The organism is Escherichia sp. AM3 (genome assembly GCF_032029835.1).
Taxonomy (GTDB): domain Bacteria; phylum Pseudomonadota; class Gammaproteobacteria; order Enterobacterales; family Enterobacteriaceae; genus Escherichia; species Escherichia coli.
This window is the reverse complement of the sequence record NZ_JAVUPQ010000045.1, coordinates 1-17,327: the sequence shown is the minus strand read 5'-3', so window position 1 is coordinate 17,327 and position 17,327 is coordinate 1. Positions and strand designations below refer to the sequence as shown.

The following is a 17,327-nucleotide window of genomic DNA, read 5'->3' as shown; positions in this document are numbered from 1 at the left end:
GGAAAATATTAAGAAAGGCAGGGCGAAACGAGGAAGAAGCTTTTCGCCCTGGACAACATTCCTGCTGACGGCACTACCATAAAAAAACACAACGCTTTCAACAACCTTGCGTTTTTCATCTTCCGTAGCGGCTCGGAATAAATTTACGTTCTTACATTCCGTCTCATAGTCTTTGCGAGGCGCGTCCCAGATAGCTGTCCCAGTCTTTCCATACCGGCTGCAAACCCTGAGCGGTTAACGCGGCAGCAACCGCTTCCGGTCTGCGATCGTCGTGCGGTGAGAACTGTTCCAACTCGGGGTGATTATCGGCATAGCCACCTGGCTGCGTTTTCGAGAAGGCGCTGACGTTATTGATCGCCAGCGGAATAACGCGATCGCGAAACCACGGTGATTCCCGCGTGGAGAGTGACAGTTCAATCTCCGGTGCAAGCAGTCGGAAGGCGCAGATGGTTTGCACTAACTGGCGTTCATCCATAATCGACGCAGGCTCAATGCCGCCAGTACACGGGCGCAGGCGCGGAAAGGAGACAGAGTAACGGCTTTGCCAGTAATGCTGTTGCAGCCATAGCAAATGTTCGGCAACCATATAGCTGTCAACGCGCCAGTTGTCGGAAAGGCCAATTAGCGCGCCGAGGCCTATCTTATCAATCCCCGCACGCCCCAGCCGATCCGGCGTTTCCAGCCGCCAGAAGAAGTCCTGTTTTTTGCCTTTCAGATGATGGCGGGCATAAGTCGCCTCGTGATATGTCTCCTGATAAACCATCACGCCATCCAGACCAAGTTGCTTTAACTCGGCGTATTCCGTCTCCGCCAGCGGTTGCACTTCCATCTGTAGTGAAGAGAACTGTTCACGAAGGGCAGGGAGATGACGACGAAAGTAATCCATCCCCACTTTCGCCTGATGTTCACCAGTGACTAACAGCAGATGTTCAAAGCCCATCTCCCGTATAGCGGCACTTTCCCTGGCAATATCCGCTTCATCCAGCGTTTTGCGCTTGATGCGATTACTCATGGAAAATCCACAGTACGTGCAGTCGTTAGCGCAAAGATTGGAAAGATAAAACGGGACGTAGAAACTAACTGTGTTGCCAAATCGCTGACGGGTCAGACGCTGCGCCCGTTGGGCCAGTTGTTCCAGATAGCCACTGGCGGCAGGCGATAACAGCGCCATCATGTCGTCGCGGGTGAGTTGCGAGGCATTTAGCGCCCGCTCTACGTCAGCAGCCGTTTTGCCGTTGATACGCAGGCGGATGTCGTCCCAGTCCAGTTGTCGCCAGCGATCGCTGAAGGTTTTCATGCCGATGCCTCCAGAAATCCGGTCAGCGGGCTGGTGGCATGAGCAAAATAACTGCGGCTGCCCGGTCCGGACTGACGTGCCAGTAGGCCTGCTTCTACCGCCAGACGAAATGCCTTCGCCATGTTGACGGGATCGTCCGCGACGGCAATCGCCGTATTCACTAACACCGCGTCGGCCCCCATTTCCAGCGCCTGCGCGGCATGGCTGGGAACGCCGATGCCAGCATCGACAACCACCGGCACTGTGGCCTGCTGGATAATAATCTCCAGCATGGCGCGGGTTTCCAGTCCCTGATTCGAGCCAATCGGCGCGCCGAGCGGCATCACCGCTGCACAGCCGACTTCTTCCAGACGTTTACACAATACCGGATCGGCCCCGCAGTAAGGCAGCACGACAAATCCCTGTTGTACCAGCGTTTCGGCGGCTTTCAGGGTTTCGATGGGATCGGGCAACAGCCAGCGGGCGTCAGGGTGAATCTCTAATTTTAACCAGTTTGTGCCTAACGCTTCACGAGCCAGATGGGCGGCGAAAATGGCTTCTTCCGCTGTTTTCGCCCCGGATGTATTTGGCAGCAGGGTCACACCCGCCGCGATAAGCGGTTCGAGGATAGCGTCGTTGTGCTGGCGCAAGTCGACACGTTTCATCGCCAGTGTCACCAGCTGGCTGCCGGAAGCGCGGATCGCCTCCACCATCAGTTGTGAAGAAGCGAATTTCCCTGTGCCGGTAAACAGATGTGAATCAAACGTTTTGTCCGCAATACGTAACATTTCAACCCCCTGCAATAACCTGAAAAAGCAGGATCTGGTCGCCATCCTGCACGATATGTTGCGCCCACTGCTCACGCGGGACGATTTGCTGATTAATCGCCAGAGCCGCGCCCGCTTGTCGTTGGTCGAGTTGCTCCAGTAGTTCGTGAACAGTTTGCCCGGCGGCGCACTGCATCGCTTGATCGTTAAACAGGATCTGCATTGCTTCCTCCGCATACCGGGCAACCACTGGCGCGGCGCAACGCCAGGCTGCGCCACTGGCTCGATTTACCGTCGAACAGTCGGAGTTCTCCCGCAGGTGTCTCTATACCGCTTAATAACTTAATGGCTTCCAGTGCCTGCAAAGTGCCCATAACCCCGACCACCGGGCCAACCACGCCCGCCGTGCGGCAGTTGCGTTCTGGCTCCTGGTTATCTGGCCACAGGCAGCGGTAACACCCCTGCTCCCAGGGCGGCGTCAGTACCATCAACTGACCGCCAAATCCGACCGCGCTGGCGGTGATAAGCGGCGTGTTGAGTGCCACGCAGGCGGCATTAATCTCCTGGCGAGTCGCCATATTGTCGGTACAGTCGAGCACCACATCGGCCCGTGCAACCGCATCTTTTAACGCCTCACCCGTTAACCGTTGTTGTAATGCTGTCAGTTGAATGTCGGGATTCAACTGTGTCAGTCGCTGTTGGCTGACCTGCGATTTCGGGCGATCGATATCTTCAGTGGTAAAGAGGATTTGTCGTTGCAGATTGCTTAAATGCACATCGTCGTCATCTGCCAGTACCAGCGTCCCGACGCCAGCGCCCGCCAGGTACAGCGCAGCAGGTGTACCCAGCCCGCCCAGACCGATAATCAGCACCTGGCTGTCGAGCAGTTTTTGCTGCCCGTCCAGAGCGATATCGTCGAGCAGGATTTGGCGGCTATAACGCATAAAGTCACGGTCATTCATCGCCAACTCCTGCAATTTCCAGCAACTGTGCCGTTGCCAAACGCCAGTCTGCGGCTTGAGTAATGGCGCTGACGACGGCGATACTGCCGACACCCGTTGCTATCACCGCAGGCGCGCGTGCCAGACTGATACCGCCAATCGCCACGGTGGGATAATCCGCCAGTCGCTCAACATGCCGTGCCAGCTGTTCCAGCCCCTGCGGTGCAGAAGGCATCTGTTTGGTTTGCGTCGGGAACACATGTCCCAGCGCGATATAAGAGGGGCGTGCTGCCAGCGCGACGTCGATTTCCATATCGTCATGTGTCGAAACGCCCAGCCGCAGGCCTGCCGCGCGGATGGCATTGAGATCGGTGGCTTGCAAATCTTCCTGCCCCAAATGGACGCCATACGCCTGATGCTTGATCGCCAGCCGCCAGTAATCGTTGATAAACAATCGCGCGTTATAGCGGCGGCCCAGCGCAATTGCCGCCACGACATCGGCTTCCACCTCTTCATCGCGCCGATCTTTGATGCGTAGCTGGAGAGTACGTACGCCTGCATCCAACAGACGTTCGATCCACTGTACGCTGTCCACCACCGGGTACAGTCCTGAACGAAAAGGTACAGGAGGAAAATCAGGCTGATACATCACGCTTCCTCCTTACGCAGGTAGATTTCTCCGCCTCTGGCACGGAAGTTCTCCGACATATCCGCCATTCCCATTTCAATAGTTTGCGTGGCGGCGTAATCACGCACTTCCTGGCTGATTTTCATCGAGCAGAATTTCGGCCCACACATGGAGCAAAAATGGGCGACTTTACCTGACTCTTGCGGCAGGGTTTCATCGTGACAAGCGCGGGCGGTAAACGGGTCGAGGGCCAGATTAAACTGGTCTTCCCAGCGAAATTCGAAGCGGGCTTTCGACATGGCGTTATCGCGAATTTGCGCGCCCGGATGCCCTTTCGCCAGGTCAGCGGCGTGGGCGGCAATCTTATAGGTGATAAGCCCCTGCTTAACATCTTCTTTATTGGGCAGACCCAGATGCTCTTTTGGCGTTACGTAACAGAGCATCGCGCAGCCAAACCAGCCAATCATCGCCGCACCAATCCCCGACGTGAAGTGGTCATAGCCCGGCGCAATATCGGTAGTTAGCGGCCCCAGAGTGTAAAACGGCGCTTCGTGGCAGTGCTCTAACTCCTCGGTCATATTGCGGCGGATCATCTGCATCGGCACGTGGCCTGGGCCTTCAATCATCACCTGCACGTCATATTCCCAGGCAATTTTGGTCAGTTCGCCCAGCGTATGCAGCTCGGCAAACTGCGCTTCATCGTTGGCGTCCTGAATAGAACCGGGGCGCAGACCGTCGCCCAGCGACAGCGAAACGTCATAAGCGGCACAGATTTCACAAATTTCGCGGAAGTGTTGATAGAGGAAATTTTCCTGATGATGGGAGAGGCACCATTTCGCCATAATCGAACCGCCGCGAGAGACGATACCGGTCAGGCGTTTCGCGGTCATCGGCACATAGCGCAGCAGTACGCCCGCATGGATAGTGAAGTAATCCACACCTTGCTCGGCCTGTTCCAGCAGCGTGTCGCGGAACGCTTCCCAGGTAAGATCTTCGGCGATCCCGTTAACCTTCTCCAGCGCTTGGTAGATCGGCACTGTACCGATCGGCACCGGGCTGTTACGCAAAATCCACTCGCGGGTTTCGTGAATATAGCGACCGGTGGAGAGATCCATCACCGTATCCGCTCCCCAGCGGGTGGACCATACCAGCTTTTCCACTTCTTCTTCGATGGAAGAGGTGACCGCCGAGTTGCCGATATTGGCGTTAACTTTTACCAGGAAATTGCGACCAATAATCATCGGCTCCGATTCCGGATGATTAATGTTGGCCGGGATAATCGCACGTCCGGCAGCAACTTCATCACGGACAAATTCCGCAGTGATATTTTCCGGCAGATGTGCGCCAAAGCTCATTCCCGGATGCTGGTGGCGTAAAACCTCGCTACGGATGCGCTCGCGGCCCATATTCTCGCGGATGGCGATGAATTCCATTTCCGGCGTGATGATGCCCTGGCGGGCGTAGTGCAGTTGGGTGACACGGCGTCCTGCTTTGGCGCGTTTTGGTGTTAGTACGCCGCTAAAACGCAGTTCGTCGAGGCCATCATCTGCCAGCCGCGCTTTAGTGTAATCGGAACTGCGCACGGTAAGTTCTTCGGTATCGCCGCGCGCATCGATCCACGGCTGGCGTAGTTTTGCCAGCCCTTGCTGCACGTTAATGGCAATCTGCGGATCACCATACGGGCCGGAGGTGTCGTAGACCGGAATCGCTTCGTTTTCTTCGTACTGCGGCTGTTCTTTGCTACCGCCAATTAGCGTCGGGCTAAGCTGGATCTCACGCATCGGCACGCGCACGCCGGGGTGTGTGCCAGTGATATAAATGCGTTTTGAGTTGGGAAAGGCGGTGCCTTCCAGGGTGTCGATAAAATGTTGGGCCCGGGCGCGTTGTTCGCGGCGGGTCAGTTTTGTTGCAGACATAGCTCATTCCAAAAAGTTAAGGACGTGGCTTGTCAGACGACGGATGAAGCAAGAGACGATCGCCGCAGGGGCGATGCGATAGCAGATTAACTCTTGTTCCCTTCGCAGGTATTAGCCTGATCAGGTTCCGCGGATCCCGAATAAACGGTCTCAGCCAGTTAAGGCACTCCGACAAGAAATTAGCCCCGCAAATGGGGCATTGAATGTAAATTACGCGTTAACAGCGCAGAACTCAAGCAGGATGTTTGACGCGGGCGGCGTCAAGCACCAGCAGAATCAGCTTATCTTCCAGCACAAAGCGCGCTTCCAGCGCCTCGCCGATGTCAGATAAAACCTGTTGAAACTCAAGGTAATTATCATGATCGATGGCGGTTTCCAGACTGGAATCGTAGTAATCCATAATCTGTTGAGTATTGGCTTCGAGTTGCGGCCAAATCTTCGCGGCGCGCGCGAGTTGCCCGTTGCCTTCCAGCTTATGAAGAATGCGCTCATAAATACTGAAATGTCCGGCAGACAAGTAATCGACCAGGCTCTGACAAAAATCATCAAGGGCTTTTTCGTTTAGCCTCATGTACGATTCTTTGCCAGGCTTAATGCCAACCAGATTGTAGTAAGCCACGAGCAGATGCTTACGTACATGTAGCCAGCGATCAACCAGTTTGTTACTTCCTCTGACGCGCTCCGTCAGGTTATCGAGCTGGTTAAGCATGATTGACTCCGCAAGTTTGTATTCAAAAACTGCTCAGTGAGAAATGTAAAAACCATGTTAAACATGCCAGTGATGCAAAGGTAGTGCAAGAGCTATGGATCGTATAATTGAAAAATTAGATCACGGCTGGTGGGTCGTCAGCCATGAACAAAAATTATGGTTGCCGAAGGGAGAATTGCCATATGGCGAAGCGGCAAATTTCGATCTTGTGGGTCAGCGCGCACTACAAATCGGCGAATGGCAGGGGGAACCTGTTTGGTTAGTACAACAGCAGCGGCGTCACGATATGGGGTCGGTACGTCAGGTCATTGATCTCGATGTTGGGCTGTTTCAACTGGCCGGACGAGGCGTACAACTGGCGGAGTTTTACCGATCGCATAAATACTGTGGTTACTGCGGGCATGAAATGTATCCGAGCAAAACCGAATGGGCGATGCTGTGCAGCCATTGCCGTGAGCGTTACTACCCGCAAATCGCCCCCTGCATTATTGTTGCCATCCGTCGCGATGATTCGATCCTCCTCGCCCAGCATACCCGCCATCGTAACGGTGTCCATACAGTACTTGCCGGATTCGTCGAAGTGGGCGAAACCCTCGAGCAGGCAGTCGCGCGGGAAGTGATGGAAGAGAGCGGAATTAAAGTTAAAAACTTGCGTTACGTGACTTCTCAGCCGTGGCCGTTTCCTCAGTCTTTAATGACCGCGTTTATGGCGGAATATGACAGCGGCGACATCGTGATCGACCCGAAAGAATTGCTCGAGGCGAACTGGTATCGCTATGACGATTTGCCGTTACTCCCGCCGCCCGGCACCGTAGCGCGCCGTCTGATAGAAGATACGGTGGCGATGTGTCGGGCAGAGTATGAGTGATGATACACTGACCGCCTGACGCACTAAGGAACAGCCAAAATGACCGAACTTAAAAACGATCGTTATCTGCGGGCGCTGCTGCGCCAGCCCGTTGATGTCACTCCAGTATGGATGATGCGCCAGGCGGGTCGCTATCTACCGGAATATAAAGCCACGCGCGCCCAGGCAGGCGATTTTATGTCGCTGTGCAAAAACGCCGAGCTGGCGTGCGAAGTGACTTTGCAACCGCTGCGTCGCTACCCGCTGGATGCGGCGATCCTCTTTTCCGATATCCTCACCGTGCCGGACGCGATGGGGTTAGGGCTCTATTTTGAAGCCGGAGAAGGTCCGCGTTTTACCTCGCCAGTCACCTGCAAAGCTGACGTCGATAAACTGCCAATTCCGGACCCGGAAGATGAACTGGGTTACGTGATGAACGCGGTGCGTACCATTCGTCGCGAACTGAAAGGCGAAGTGCCGCTGATTGGTTTTTCCGGCAGCCCGTGGACGCTGGCGACCTACATGGTGGAAGGCGGCAGCAGCAAAGCCTTCACCGTGATCAAAAAAATGATGTATGCCGATCCGCAGGCGATGCACGCTCTGCTCGATAAACTGGCGAAAAGCGTCACTTTGTATCTGAATGCGCAGATTAAAGCCGGTGCTCAGGCAGTGATGATTTTCGACACCTGGGGCGGCGTGCTTACCGGGCGCGATTATCAACAGTTCTCGCTCTATTACATGCATAAAATTGTTGATGGTTTACTGCGTGAAAACGACGGTCGCCGCGTACCGGTCACGCTGTTTACCAAAGGCGGCGGACAGTGGCTGGAAGCCATGGCAGAAACCGGTTGCGATGCGCTGGGCCTCGACTGGACAACGGACATCGCCGATGCGCGCCGCCGTGTGGGCAATAAAGTCGCGTTGCAGGGTAATATGGATCCGTCGATGCTGTACGCGCCGCCTGCCCGCATTGAAGAAGAAGTAGCGACTATACTTGCAGGTTTCGGTCACGGCGAAGGTCATGTCTTTAACCTTGGTCACGGCATTCATCAGGATGTGCCGCCAGAACATGCTGGCGTGTTCGTGGAGGCAGTGCATCGACTGTCTGAACAGTATCACCGCTAAGGAGTGATTATGGATCTCGCGTCATTACGCGCTCAACAAATCGAACTGGCTTCTTCTGTGATCCGCGAGGATCGACTCGATAAAGATCCACCGGATCTGATCGCCGGAGCCGATGTCGGGTTTGAGCAGGGCGGAGAAGTGACGCGAGCGGCGATGGTGCTGCTGAAATATCCCTCGCTTGAGCTGGTCGAGTATAAAGTTGCCCGCATCGCCACCACCATGCCTTACATTCCAGGTTTTCTTTCCTTCCGCGAATATCCTGCGCTGCTGGCAGCGTGGGAGATGCTGTCGCAAAAGCCGGATTTAGTGTTTGTCGATGGTCATGGGATCTCGCATCCTCGCCGTCTTGGCGTCGCCAGCCATTTTGGCTTATTGGTGGATGTGCCGACCATTGGCGTGGCGAAAAAACGGCTCTGCGGTAAATTCGAACCGCTCTCCAGCGAACCGGGCGCGCTGGCCCCACTGATGGATAAAGGCGAGCAGCTGGCCTGGGTCTGGCGCAGCAAAGCGCGCTGTAACCCGTTGTTTATCGCTACCGGCCATCGGGTCAGCGTGGACAGCGCGCTGGCGTGGGTACAACGCTGCATGAAAGGCTATCGTCTGCCGGAGCCAACGCGCTGGGCGGACGCGGTGGCCTCGGAACGTCCGGCGTTCGTGCGCTATACAGCAAATCAGCCCTAATTCAGGTAAACTGCGGATAATTTCCGTATTTGAGAACTCAACATGTTACAAAACCCAATTCATCTGCGTCTGGAGCGCCTGGAAAGCTGGCAGCATGTCACTTTCATGGCTTGCTTATGCGAACGCATGTACCCCAATTACGCCATGTTCTGCCAGCAAACCGGTTTTGGTGATGGGCAAATTTACCGTCGCATTCTCGATCTCATCTGGGAAACGCTGACCGTTAAAGACGCAAAAGTAAATTTCGACAGCCAACTGGAGAAATTTGAAGAAGCGATTCCTTCAGCCGACGATTTCGATCTGTACGGCGTTTATCCGGCAATCGATGCCTGCGTGGCGTTAAGTGAACTGGTCCATTCGCGTTTGAGTGGTGAAACGCTCGAACACGCGGTGGAAGTGAGTAAGACCTCCATCACGACCGTTGCGATGCTGGAAATGACTCAGGCTGGTCGCGAAATGAGCGATGAAGAGCTTAAAGAAAACCCAGCTGTAGAGCAAGAATGGGACATTCAGTGGGAAATATTCCGACTTTTAGCTGAGTGCGAAGAACGCGATATCGAGCTGATAAAAGGCCTTAGGGCAGACCTGCGTGAGGCGGGTGAGAGCAATATTGGTATAATTTTTCAGCAATAAGACCAGAAAACGTGATTTAACGCCTGATTTGTCGTACCTGGAGTCTTCCCTTTCGCCCCCCGTCTGGTCTACATTTGGGGGGCGAAAAAAAGTGGCTATCGGTGCGTGTATGCAGGAGAGTGCTATTCTGGCATTTCCGTCGCACTCGATGCTTAGCAAGCGATAAACACATTGTAAGGATAACTTATGAACAAGACTCAACTGATTGATGTAATTGCAGAGAAAGCAGAACTGTCCAAAACCCAGGCTAAAGCTGCTCTGGAGTCCACTCTGGCTGCAATTACTGAGTCTCTGAAAGAAGGCGATGCTGTACAACTGGTTGGTTTCGGTACCTTCAAAGTGAACCACCGCGCTGAGCGTACTGGCCGCAACCCGCAGACCGGTAAAGAAATCAAAATTGCCGCAGCTAACGTACCGGCATTTGTTTCTGGCAAGGCACTGAAAGACGCAGTTAAGTAAGATTGCGTGGCAGTGAACAGTTTTAACGAAGGGGTGGTTTCACCCCTTTTGTCTTTCTGGCGTCGATCATTGATGCTGGCTGGCGCTCTGCTTCTCACTGCCTGTAGTCATAACTCTTCACTTCCTCCCTTTACCGCCAGTGGATTTGCTGAAGACCAGGGCGCGGTACGCATCTGGCGAAAAGACAGCGGCGATAATGTGCATCTGCTTGCCGTGTTTAGCCCGTGGCGCAGTGGCGATACCACGACGCGAGAGTATCGCTGGCAGGGCGATAACCTCACGCTCATCAATATCAATGTTTACAGCAAACCGCCGGTGAATATTCGCGCGCGTTTTGACGATCGCGGTGATCTGAGCTTTATGCAACGTGAATCCGATGGGGAAAAGCAGCAGCTTTCTAACGACCAAATCGATTTATACCGTTATCGTGCTGATCAGATCCGCCAGATTAGCGATGCCTTACGTCAGGGGAGAGTCGTGCTGCGCCAGGGGCGCTGGCATGCGATGGAACAGACCGTGACCACCTGCGAAGGGCAAACCATTAAACCTGATTTAGATTCGCAGGCGATAGCGCATATCGAGCGCCGCCAGAGCCGCTCTTCTGTTGATGTCAGCGTGGCATGGCTGGAAGCGCCCGAAGGTTCGCAATTACTGTTAGTGGCAAACTCTGATTTCTGTCGCTGGCAACCCAACGAGAAAACGTTCTGATTTACCAGTGGCCCATACCCATATGACCGCCACCACCGCAGCCGCCGTAGCCCATGCCCATTCCGGCTCCGCGCGGAATACCCGCTTCAGCCATCGCGATATCTCGTTTCACCCGTAACTCATCTAACGACTGACGCAAATTCTCCATCTCTTTGGCGACCGCGTTAATTTTGCTGCTATCCGGTGGGTTCGCGGCTAACAGGGCATTGTATTCATAACGCTTCGTCACCAGTTGCTGTTGCAGTGCGCTGCTTTGAGCGTAAAAGTCATTATGGATTTTCTGCCACGCTGTCTGTTGTTCGCTGGTCAAAGGCGCGGCATTTTGCTGCCACATACCGTGTCCGCCGTGAGCAAATGCAGATGTCGATCCCATCGCCATTGCTGAAAGCGCCATCATTACCAGGGCAATTTTCGTGTTCCGTTTCATGGTTAATCCTCCAGTGGTTGTCTTACTTCGGGTATTGCATCTTCCGTGCCAACGATGAAACGCTGATATGACGGGTAATCTGGCATGATAAACGAGTAAAAATGACTCGCCTGCTGCGGGTAGCGAGTCATTTTTACTCATTGAAACTTAAGCCTTTGTGTTACAGCGCAGGGTAAGCGCTGATAAAAGATGGCATGATTTCTGCTGTCAGAAAGGGATGAGCAGGCAAAGAAGAAGATGCGTTTTATGCAACGTTCTAAAGACTCCTTAGCTAAATGGTTAAGCGCGATCCTCCCCGTGGTCATTGTTGGGCTGGTAGGGTTGTTTGCGGTGACGGTGATTCGCGATTATGGGCGCGAGACTGCCGCCGCCAGACAAACGCTGCTGGAAAAAGGCAGTGTACTTATTCGCGCTCTTGAATCCGGCTCGCGCGTCGGCATGGGGATGCGCATGCATCATGCGCAGCAGCAGGCCTTACTGGAAGAAATGGCCGGGCAGCCTGGAGTACGTTGGTTTGCGGTCACGGATGAACAAGGAACAATCGTGATGCATAGCAACTCCGGCATGGTGGGAAAACAGCTTTATTCCCCTCAGGAAATGCAGCAGTTACATCCGGGAGATGAAGAAGCGTGGCGGCGGATCGATAGCGCAGACGGCGAGCCTGTTCTGGAAATTTATCGCCAGTTTCAACCGATGTTTGCTGCTGGAATGCACCGGATGCGCCATATGCAGCAGTATGCCGCGACACCACAAGCAATTTTCATCGCTTTCGACGCCAGTAATATTGTGAGTGCCGAAGATCGTGAGCAGAGAAACACCCTGATTATTCTCTTCGCCCTGGCGACGGTCTTGCTGGCAAGCGTATTGTCATTCTTCTGGTATCGCCGCTATCTGCGCTCGCGCCAGCTTCTACAAGATGAAATGAAGCGCAAAGAGAAGCTGGTGGCGCTGGGGCATCTTGCGGCAGGCGTTGCCCACGAAATCCGTAACCCACTTTCCTCGATTAAAGGACTGGCGAAATACTTTGCCGAGCGCGCGCCTGCAGGGGGAGAAGCGCATCAACTGGCGCAGGTGATGGCGAAAGAGGCCGACCGTTTAAACCGCGTGGTAAGCGAGTTGCTGGAACTGGTTAAGCCAACGCATCTGGCTTTGCAGGCGGTGGATCTCAACACGCTGATTAACCACTCATTACAGCTGGTAAGCCAGGATGCAAACAGCCGGGAGATCCAGTTACGCTTTACCGCCAACGACACATTACCGGAAATTCAGGCCGATCCGGACAGGCTGACTCAGGTCCTGTTGAATCTCTATCTCAATGCTATTCAGGCGATTGGTCAGCATGGCGTGATTAGCGTGACGGTCAGCGAAAGCGGCGCGGGCGTGAAAATCAGCGTTACCGACAGCGGTAAGGGAATTGCGGCAGATCAGCTTGAAGCCATCTTCACTCCGTACTTCACCACCAAAGCCGAAGGCACCGGATTGGGGCTGGCGGTCGTGCATAATATTGTTGAACAACACGGTGGTACAATTCAGGTCGCAAGCCAGGAGGGAAAAGGCTCAACGTTCACCCTCTGGCTTCCGGTCAATATTACGCGTAAGGACCCACAAGGATGACGCACGATAATATCGATATTCTGGTGGTGGATGATGACATTAGCCACTGCACTATTTTGCAGGCTTTACTGCGCGGCTGGGGCTATAACGTCGCGCTGGCGAACAGCGGGCGACAGGCGCTGGAGCAGGTGCGGGAACAGGTTTTTGATCTTGTGCTTTGCGATGTGCGAATGGCGGAGATGGACGGCATCGCCACGCTGAAAGAGATCAAAGCGTTAAACCCGGCAATTCCGGTGCTGATTATGACTGCGTACTCCAGCGTCGAGACGGCGGTAGAGGCACTGAAAACTGGGGCGCTGGATTATCTCATCAAGCCGCTGGATTTCGATAACCTACAGGCGACGCTGGAAAAAGCGCTCGCGCATACGCACAGTATTGATGCTGAAACACCTGCGGTGACTGCCAGCCAGTTCGGTATGGTCGGTAAAAGCCCGGCGATGCAACACCTGCTCAGTGAAATCGCCCTCGTCGCGCCATCGGAAGCCACGGTACTGATCCACGGCGATTCCGGCACCGGTAAAGAGCTGGTCGCCAGGGCGATTCACGCCAGTAGCGCACGTAGCGAAAAACCGCTGGTAACGCTCAACTGTGCGGCACTCAACGAATCCTTGCTGGAATCTGAATTGTTCGGTCACGAAAAAGGGGCGTTTACTGGAGCCGATAAACGCCGGGAAGGGCGCTTTGTTGAGGCGGACGGCGGCACGCTGTTTCTCGATGAAATTGGCGATATCTCGCCGATGATGCAGGTGCGTCTGCTGCGTGCGATTCAGGAGCGCGAAGTTCAGCGTGTCGGTAGCAACCAGATTATCTCGGTTGATGTCCGGCTGATTGCGGCGACCCATCGCGATCTTGCCGCAGAGGTGAATGCCGGGCGTTTTCGCCAGGATCTCTACTATCGCCTGAATGTGGTGGCGATTGAAGTACCATCGCTGCGGCAACGGCGGGAAGATATCCCTCTGCTGGCTGGCCATTTTCTGCAGCGCTTTGCCGAGCGTAATCGCAAGGCGGTAAAAGGTTTTACGCCCCAGGCGATGGATCTGTTGATTCATTACGACTGGCCGGGAAATATTCGTGAGCTGGAAAACGCGGTGGAACGGGCAGTGGTGCTGCTGACCGGGGAATATATTTCCGAACGCGAGCTGCCGCTGGCGATTGCCAGTACGCCGATCCCGCTGGGACAAAGTCAGGATATTCAGCCGTTGGTGGAAGTGGAAAAAGAGGTGATTCTGGCGGCGCTGGAGAAAACGGGCGGCAACAAAACCGAAGCCGCCCGTCAGTTAGGGATCACGCGCAAAACGCTATTGGCAAAACTGTCGCGTTAGTTCTGCTCGCGTTCGATGGCGCGCCAGCCGATATCTTTCCGGCAGAAGCAGTCGTCCCAGTGAATATCGGTCATTAAGGCATAAGCGCGTTTCTGCGCTTCTGCCACGGTATGACCCAGCGCGGTGACGCACAGTACGCGCCCGCCGCTGGTCACTACCTGCTCGTCATCCGCCAGTTTTGTGCCTGCATGGAACACTTTGCCGTCTTCTACTTCTTCCAGCGGCAGGCCGTGGATCACATCACCGGTGCGGTAATCGCCCGGATATCCACCCGCAGCCATCACCACGCCGAGAGAAGCGCGTTCATCCCACTCGGATGTTTTCTCGTCCAGCTTCCCTTCACAGGCTGCCAGGCAGAGCTCAACCAGATCGGACTTCATGCGCAGCATAATCGGCTGGGTTTCCGGATCGCCAAAGCGGCAGTTAAATTCGATAACCTTCGGATTGCCCTGTTTGTCGATCATCAGGCCCGCGTAGAGAAAACCGGTGTAGGTGTTGCCTTCCGCCGCCATGCCTTTCACGGTTGGCCAGATGATACGTTCCATGGTGCGCTGATGAACTTCATCGGTTACTACCGGCGCGGGGGAGTAAGCGCCCATCCCGCCGGTGTTTGGTCCGGTATCTTTATCGCCTACGCGTTTGTGATCCTGGCTGGTAGCCATCGGCAGCACATGCTCTCCGTCCACCATCACGATAAAGCTCGCTTCTTCGCCATCGAGGAACTCTTCGATAACGATGCGATGACCCGCGTCGCCAAAAGCGTTGCCCGCCAGCATATCGTGAACAGCCGCTTCCGCTTCTTCCAGCGTCATCGCCACGATAACGCCTTTCCCGGCAGCCAGACCGTCCGCTTTAATGACGATTGGCGCGCCTTTCTCACGCAGATACGCCAGCGCAGGTTCTACCTCGGTGAAGTTCTGGTATTCCGCCGTAGGGATCTTATGGCGGGCCAGGAAATCTTTGGTAAACGCTTTTGAGCCTTCCAGTTGGGCCGCACCTGCGGTTGGGCCGAAGATTTTCAGCCCGGCGGCGCGGAAGGTATCGACCACGCCTTTCACCAGCGGCGCTTCCGGGCCGACGATGGTCAGATCAATCTTTTCGTTTTGTGCGAAATCCAACAGCGCCGGGATATCGGTTACGCCGATAGCGACGTTCTGTAGCGCGGGTTCCAGCGCAGTGCCTGCATTACCCGGAGCAACAAAAACAGTTTCAACCAGCGGCGACTGCGCCGCTTTCCAGGCCAGCGCGTGCTCGCGCCCGCCGTTACCAATCACTAATACTTTCATCTATTGCTCCATTAATGGCGGAAGTGGCGCATGTCGGTGAAGAGCATCGCAATACCGTGCTCGTCGGCGGCGGCAATCACTTCGTCATCACGGATAGAACCGCCAGGCTGGATTACGCAGGTCACGCCCGCAGCGGCGGCGGCATCAATACCGTCGCGGAACGGGAAGAACGCGTCAGAAGCCATCGAGGAACCTTTCACTTCCAGGCCTTCATCGGCCGCTTTAATACCGGCGATTTTTGCGGAGTACACGCGGCTCATCTGGCCCGCGCCAATGCCGATAGTCATATTGTTTTTGGCATAGACGATAGCGTTGGATTTCACAAACTTCGCCACCTTCCAGCAGAACAGCGCATCACGCAGTTCCTGTTCGCTCGGCTGACGTTTGGTCACCACGCGCAGTTCTTCCGCACCGACCATCCCCAGGTCACGATCCTGAACCAGCAGACCGCCGTTCACGCGTTTGAAATCGAGGCCCGGAACACGCTCGCCCCACTGACCGCAGGTCAGAACGCGTACGTTCTGTTTGGCGGCGGTGATTTTCAGGGCTTCTTCGCTGGCGGACGGCGCAATAATCACTTCGACAAACTGACGAGAAATGATGGCCTGTGCGGTTTCCGCATCCAGCTCGCGGTTAAAGGCAATGATGCCGCCGAATGCGGAGGTTGGGTCGGTTTTGTACGCGCGATCGTAAGCATCAAGAATGGAATTGCCGATAGCCACGCCGCAAGGGTTGGCGTGCTTCACAATCACACATGCCGGCTCGGCGAACTCTTTCACGCACTCCAGCGCCGCATCGGTATCGGCGATGTTGTTATAAGAGAGGGCTTTACCCTGAACCTGGGTTGCGGTAGCAACGGAGGCTTCTTTCACATTCTCTTCTATATAGAAGGCAGCCTGCTGGTGGCTGTTCTCGCCGTAACGCATATCCAGCTTCTTAATGAAGTTCAGGTTCAGCGTGCGTGGGAAGCGACCGGCGGCTTCTTTGCTTTCACCGTGGTAAGCCGGAACCATGCTGCCGAAGTAGTTGGCAATCATGCTGTCGTAGGCGGCAGTGTGTTCGAAGGCTTTGATGGCGAGGTCGAAACGGGTTGCAAGCGTCAGCGATCCTTCGTTGTCATCCATCTCTTTAATAATGGCGTCATAGTCGCTGCTCTTCACCACGATTGCGACATCTTTATGGTTCTTGGCGGCGGAGCGCACCATCGTTGGGCCGCCGATATCGATGTTCTCAACCGCATCTTCCAGCGAGCAACCTTCACGGGCCACGGTCTGGGCGAACGGATACAGGTTAACAACCACCATATCGATAGGCTGGATCTGATGTTCTTCCATAATGGCATCGTCCTGGCCGCGACGGCCCAGAATGCCACCATGTACTTTCGGATGCAGGGTCTTCACGCGTCCATCCATCATCTCCGGGAAACCGGTGTAATCGGAAACTTCGGTTACCGGCAGACCTTTTTCTGCTAACAGACGGGCAGTGCCCCCTGTAGACAGCAGCTCCACACCGCGTGCGGAAAGTGCCTGGGCGAATTCGACGATACCGGCTTTGTCAGAAACACTGAGCAGAGCGCGGCGGACTGGACGACGTTGTTGCATGGTAAATCCCCTGGATTTGACTATTACAGAGAGCGTTAGCTGAATTTTTCGCGAAAAACTCAGCTAACGCCCCTAACGGGGCATCCTTATTTTTCGCCCGCATTGTAACGAAAACGTTTGCGCAACGCTCGCGAATTTTTCTCTTTCAATGGTGATCACAATTTTGACAGTGGTTACCGTGGGAAAAATACAGAAATTACATTGATGATTGTGGATAACTCTGTGCGTAAAAAGGTATAAAGCGGGGTTTTGCTGGGGAATGCAGCAGTCAGTTATTTTTCTGCAATTTTTCTATTGCGGCCTGCGGAGAACTCCCTATAATGCGCCTCCATCGACACGGCGGATGTGAATCACTTCACACAAACAGCCGGTTCGGTTGAAGAGAAA

At 54.7% G+C, this 17,327-nt stretch carries 18 protein-coding genes and 1 riboswitch; of the genes, 8 read left to right on the top strand and 10 right to left on the bottom strand.

Going from position 1 to position 17,327, the window contains the following annotated elements:
• Positions 1 to 163: 163 nt before the first annotated feature.
• From thiH to rsd, 7 genes are all read right to left on the bottom strand, one after another.
• The gene (thiH, locus tag RTW80_RS15815; RefSeq protein WP_312719504.1) at positions 164 to 1,297 is read right to left on the bottom strand and encodes a 2-iminoacetate synthase ThiH; all 1,134 of its coding nucleotides are present in this window, start codon (positions 1,295 to 1,297) and stop codon (positions 164 to 166) included.
• Positions 1,294 to 2,064 (bottom strand): thiazole synthase, encoded by a 771-nt coding sequence (gene thiG, locus RTW80_RS15810; protein ID WP_000944104.1) that lies wholly within the window; start codon positions 2,062 to 2,064, stop codon positions 1,294 to 1,296. The genes thiH and thiG overlap by 4 nt, the downstream gene beginning before the upstream one ends.
• Position 2,065: 1 nt before the next feature.
• On the bottom strand, positions 2,066 to 2,266 hold the full coding sequence (gene thiS, locus RTW80_RS15805) for a sulfur carrier protein ThiS (RefSeq protein WP_001166226.1): 201 nt from the start codon (positions 2,264 to 2,266) through the stop codon (positions 2,066 to 2,068).
• Positions 2,250 to 3,005 carry a thiazole biosynthesis adenylyltransferase ThiF gene (thiF, locus tag RTW80_RS15800; protein WP_000999737.1) on the bottom strand — a complete coding sequence of 252 codons (756 nt, stop codon included), beginning with the start codon at positions 3,003 to 3,005 and terminating at the stop codon, positions 2,250 to 2,252. The genes thiS and thiF overlap by 17 nt, the downstream gene beginning before the upstream one ends.
• Positions 2,998 to 3,633 carry a thiamine phosphate synthase gene (gene thiE, locus RTW80_RS15795; RefSeq protein ID WP_000284615.1) on the bottom strand — a complete coding sequence of 212 codons (636 nt, stop codon included), beginning with the start codon at positions 3,631 to 3,633 and terminating at the stop codon, positions 2,998 to 3,000. The genes thiF and thiE overlap by 8 nt, the downstream gene beginning before the upstream one ends.
• On the bottom strand, positions 3,633 to 5,528 hold the full coding sequence (gene thiC / locus RTW80_RS15790) for a phosphomethylpyrimidine synthase ThiC (RefSeq protein ID WP_033548572.1): 1,896 nt from the start codon (positions 5,526 to 5,528) through the stop codon (positions 3,633 to 3,635). Before thiC ends, thiE begins: the two co-directional genes overlap by 1 nt.
• Before the next feature lie 80 nt (positions 5,529 to 5,608).
• A riboswitch (TPP riboswitch) is annotated at positions 5,609 to 5,709 on the bottom strand.
• 51 nt (positions 5,710 to 5,760) lie between these two features.
• On the bottom strand, positions 5,761 to 6,237 hold the full coding sequence (rsd, locus tag RTW80_RS15785; protein WP_000934302.1) for a sigma D regulator: 477 nt from the start codon (positions 6,235 to 6,237) through the stop codon (positions 5,761 to 5,763).
• 94 nt (positions 6,238 to 6,331) lie between these two features.
• Here rsd and nudC point away from each other — a divergent pair, with 94 nt between their 5' ends.
• From nudC to RTW80_RS15755, 6 genes are all read left to right on the top strand, one after another.
• The gene (nudC, locus tag RTW80_RS15780) at positions 6,332 to 7,105 is read left to right on the top strand and encodes an NAD(+) diphosphatase (RefSeq protein ID WP_000373940.1); all 774 of its coding nucleotides are present in this window, start codon (positions 6,332 to 6,334) and stop codon (positions 7,103 to 7,105) included.
• A gap of 39 nt (positions 7,106 to 7,144) precedes the next feature.
• Positions 7,145 to 8,209 (top strand): uroporphyrinogen decarboxylase, encoded by a 1,065-nt coding sequence (hemE, locus tag RTW80_RS15775; protein ID WP_032247939.1) that lies wholly within the window; start codon positions 7,145 to 7,147, stop codon positions 8,207 to 8,209.
• Between the two features lie 9 nt (positions 8,210 to 8,218).
• Entirely contained in the window at positions 8,219 to 8,890 is a 672-nt protein-coding gene (gene nfi / locus RTW80_RS15770; protein WP_000362388.1) for a deoxyribonuclease V, read from the top strand.
• A gap of 42 nt (positions 8,891 to 8,932) precedes the next feature.
• On the top strand, positions 8,933 to 9,523 hold the full coding sequence (locus RTW80_RS15765) for a YjaG family protein (protein WP_000940106.1): 591 nt from the start codon (positions 8,933 to 8,935) through the stop codon (positions 9,521 to 9,523).
• A gap of 186 nt (positions 9,524 to 9,709) precedes the next feature.
• Positions 9,710 to 9,982 (top strand): nucleoid-associated protein HU-alpha, encoded by a 273-nt coding sequence (gene hupA / locus RTW80_RS15760; protein WP_001044513.1) that lies wholly within the window; start codon positions 9,710 to 9,712, stop codon positions 9,980 to 9,982.
• A gap of 12 nt (positions 9,983 to 9,994) precedes the next feature.
• Positions 9,995 to 10,690 carry a DUF1481 domain-containing protein gene (locus tag RTW80_RS15755; protein ID WP_001084037.1) on the top strand — a complete coding sequence of 232 codons (696 nt, stop codon included), beginning with the start codon at positions 9,995 to 9,997 and terminating at the stop codon, positions 10,688 to 10,690.
• A gap of 1 nt (position 10,691) precedes the next feature.
• Here RTW80_RS15755 and zraP read toward each other — a convergent pair whose 3' ends face one another.
• Entirely contained in the window at positions 10,692 to 11,117 is a 426-nt protein-coding gene (zraP, locus tag RTW80_RS15750) for a zinc resistance sensor/chaperone ZraP (RefSeq protein ID WP_000828222.1), read from the bottom strand.
• A 237-nt stretch (positions 11,118 to 11,354) separates the two neighbouring features.
• Here zraP and zraS point away from each other — a divergent pair, with 237 nt between their 5' ends.
• Entirely contained in the window at positions 11,355 to 12,731 is a 1,377-nt protein-coding gene (gene zraS / locus RTW80_RS15745; protein WP_001211921.1) for a two-component system sensor histidine kinase ZraS, read from the top strand.
• Complete coding sequence (gene zraR, locus RTW80_RS15740; protein WP_000148503.1) at positions 12,728 to 14,053, top strand: sigma-54-dependent response regulator transcription factor ZraR; 1,326 nt, start codon at positions 12,728 to 12,730, stop codon at positions 14,051 to 14,053. The genes zraS and zraR overlap by 4 nt, the downstream gene beginning before the upstream one ends.
• Here the strand turns inward: zraR and purD are convergent.
• Together purD and purH are read right to left on the bottom strand one after the other, a co-directional pair.
• On the bottom strand, positions 14,050 to 15,339 hold the full coding sequence (gene purD / locus RTW80_RS15735; protein WP_000866812.1) for a phosphoribosylamine--glycine ligase: 1,290 nt from the start codon (positions 15,337 to 15,339) through the stop codon (positions 14,050 to 14,052). The genes zraR and purD overlap by 4 nt on opposite strands.
• Positions 15,340 to 15,350: 11 nt before the next feature.
• A complete protein-coding gene (purH, locus tag RTW80_RS15730; protein ID WP_001187559.1) occupies positions 15,351 to 16,940 on the bottom strand; it encodes a bifunctional phosphoribosylaminoimidazolecarboxamide formyltransferase/IMP cyclohydrolase in 1,590 nt (529 codons plus the stop codon).
• Positions 16,941 to 17,327: the final 387 nt, after the last annotated feature.

Excerpts from the sequence above, each read along its gene's own strand:
- thiH (WP_312719504.1), bottom strand. The coding sequence starts at position 1,297 with ATGAAAACCTTCAGCGATCGCTGGCGACAACTGGACTGGGACGACATC.
- thiG (WP_000944104.1), bottom strand. The coding sequence starts at position 2,064 with ATGTTACGTATTGCGGACAAAACGTTTGATTCACATCTGTTTACCGGC.
- thiS (WP_001166226.1), bottom strand. The coding sequence starts at position 2,266 with ATGCAGATCCTGTTTAACGATCAAGCGATGCAGTGCGCCGCCGGGCAA.
- thiF (WP_000999737.1), bottom strand. The coding sequence starts at position 3,005 with ATGAATGACCGTGACTTTATGCGTTATAGCCGCCAAATCCTGCTCGAC.
- thiE (WP_000284615.1), bottom strand. The coding sequence starts at position 3,633 with ATGTATCAGCCTGATTTTCCTCCTGTACCTTTTCGTTCAGGACTGTAC.
- thiC (WP_033548572.1), bottom strand. The coding sequence starts at position 5,528 with ATGTCTGCAACAAAACTGACCCGCCGCGAACAACGCGCCCGGGCCCAA.
- rsd (WP_000934302.1), bottom strand. The coding sequence starts at position 6,237 with ATGCTTAACCAGCTCGATAACCTGACGGAGCGCGTCAGAGGAAGTAAC.
- nudC (WP_000373940.1), top strand. The coding sequence starts at position 6,332 with ATGGATCGTATAATTGAAAAATTAGATCACGGCTGGTGGGTCGTCAGC.
- hemE (WP_032247939.1), top strand. The coding sequence starts at position 7,145 with ATGACCGAACTTAAAAACGATCGTTATCTGCGGGCGCTGCTGCGCCAG.
- nfi (WP_000362388.1), top strand. The coding sequence starts at position 8,219 with ATGGATCTCGCGTCATTACGCGCTCAACAAATCGAACTGGCTTCTTCT.
- RTW80_RS15765 (WP_000940106.1), top strand. The coding sequence starts at position 8,933 with ATGTTACAAAACCCAATTCATCTGCGTCTGGAGCGCCTGGAAAGCTGG.
- hupA (WP_001044513.1), top strand. The coding sequence starts at position 9,710 with ATGAACAAGACTCAACTGATTGATGTAATTGCAGAGAAAGCAGAACTG.
- zraP (WP_000828222.1), bottom strand. The coding sequence starts at position 11,117 with ATGAAACGGAACACGAAAATTGCCCTGGTAATGATGGCGCTTTCAGCA.
- zraS (WP_001211921.1), top strand. The coding sequence starts at position 11,355 with ATGCGTTTTATGCAACGTTCTAAAGACTCCTTAGCTAAATGGTTAAGC.
- zraR (WP_000148503.1), top strand. The coding sequence starts at position 12,728 with ATGACGCACGATAATATCGATATTCTGGTGGTGGATGATGACATTAGC.
- purD (WP_000866812.1), bottom strand. The coding sequence starts at position 15,339 with ATGAAAGTATTAGTGATTGGTAACGGCGGGCGCGAGCACGCGCTGGCC.
- purH (WP_001187559.1), bottom strand. The coding sequence starts at position 16,940 with ATGCAACAACGTCGTCCAGTCCGCCGCGCTCTGCTCAGTGTTTCTGAC.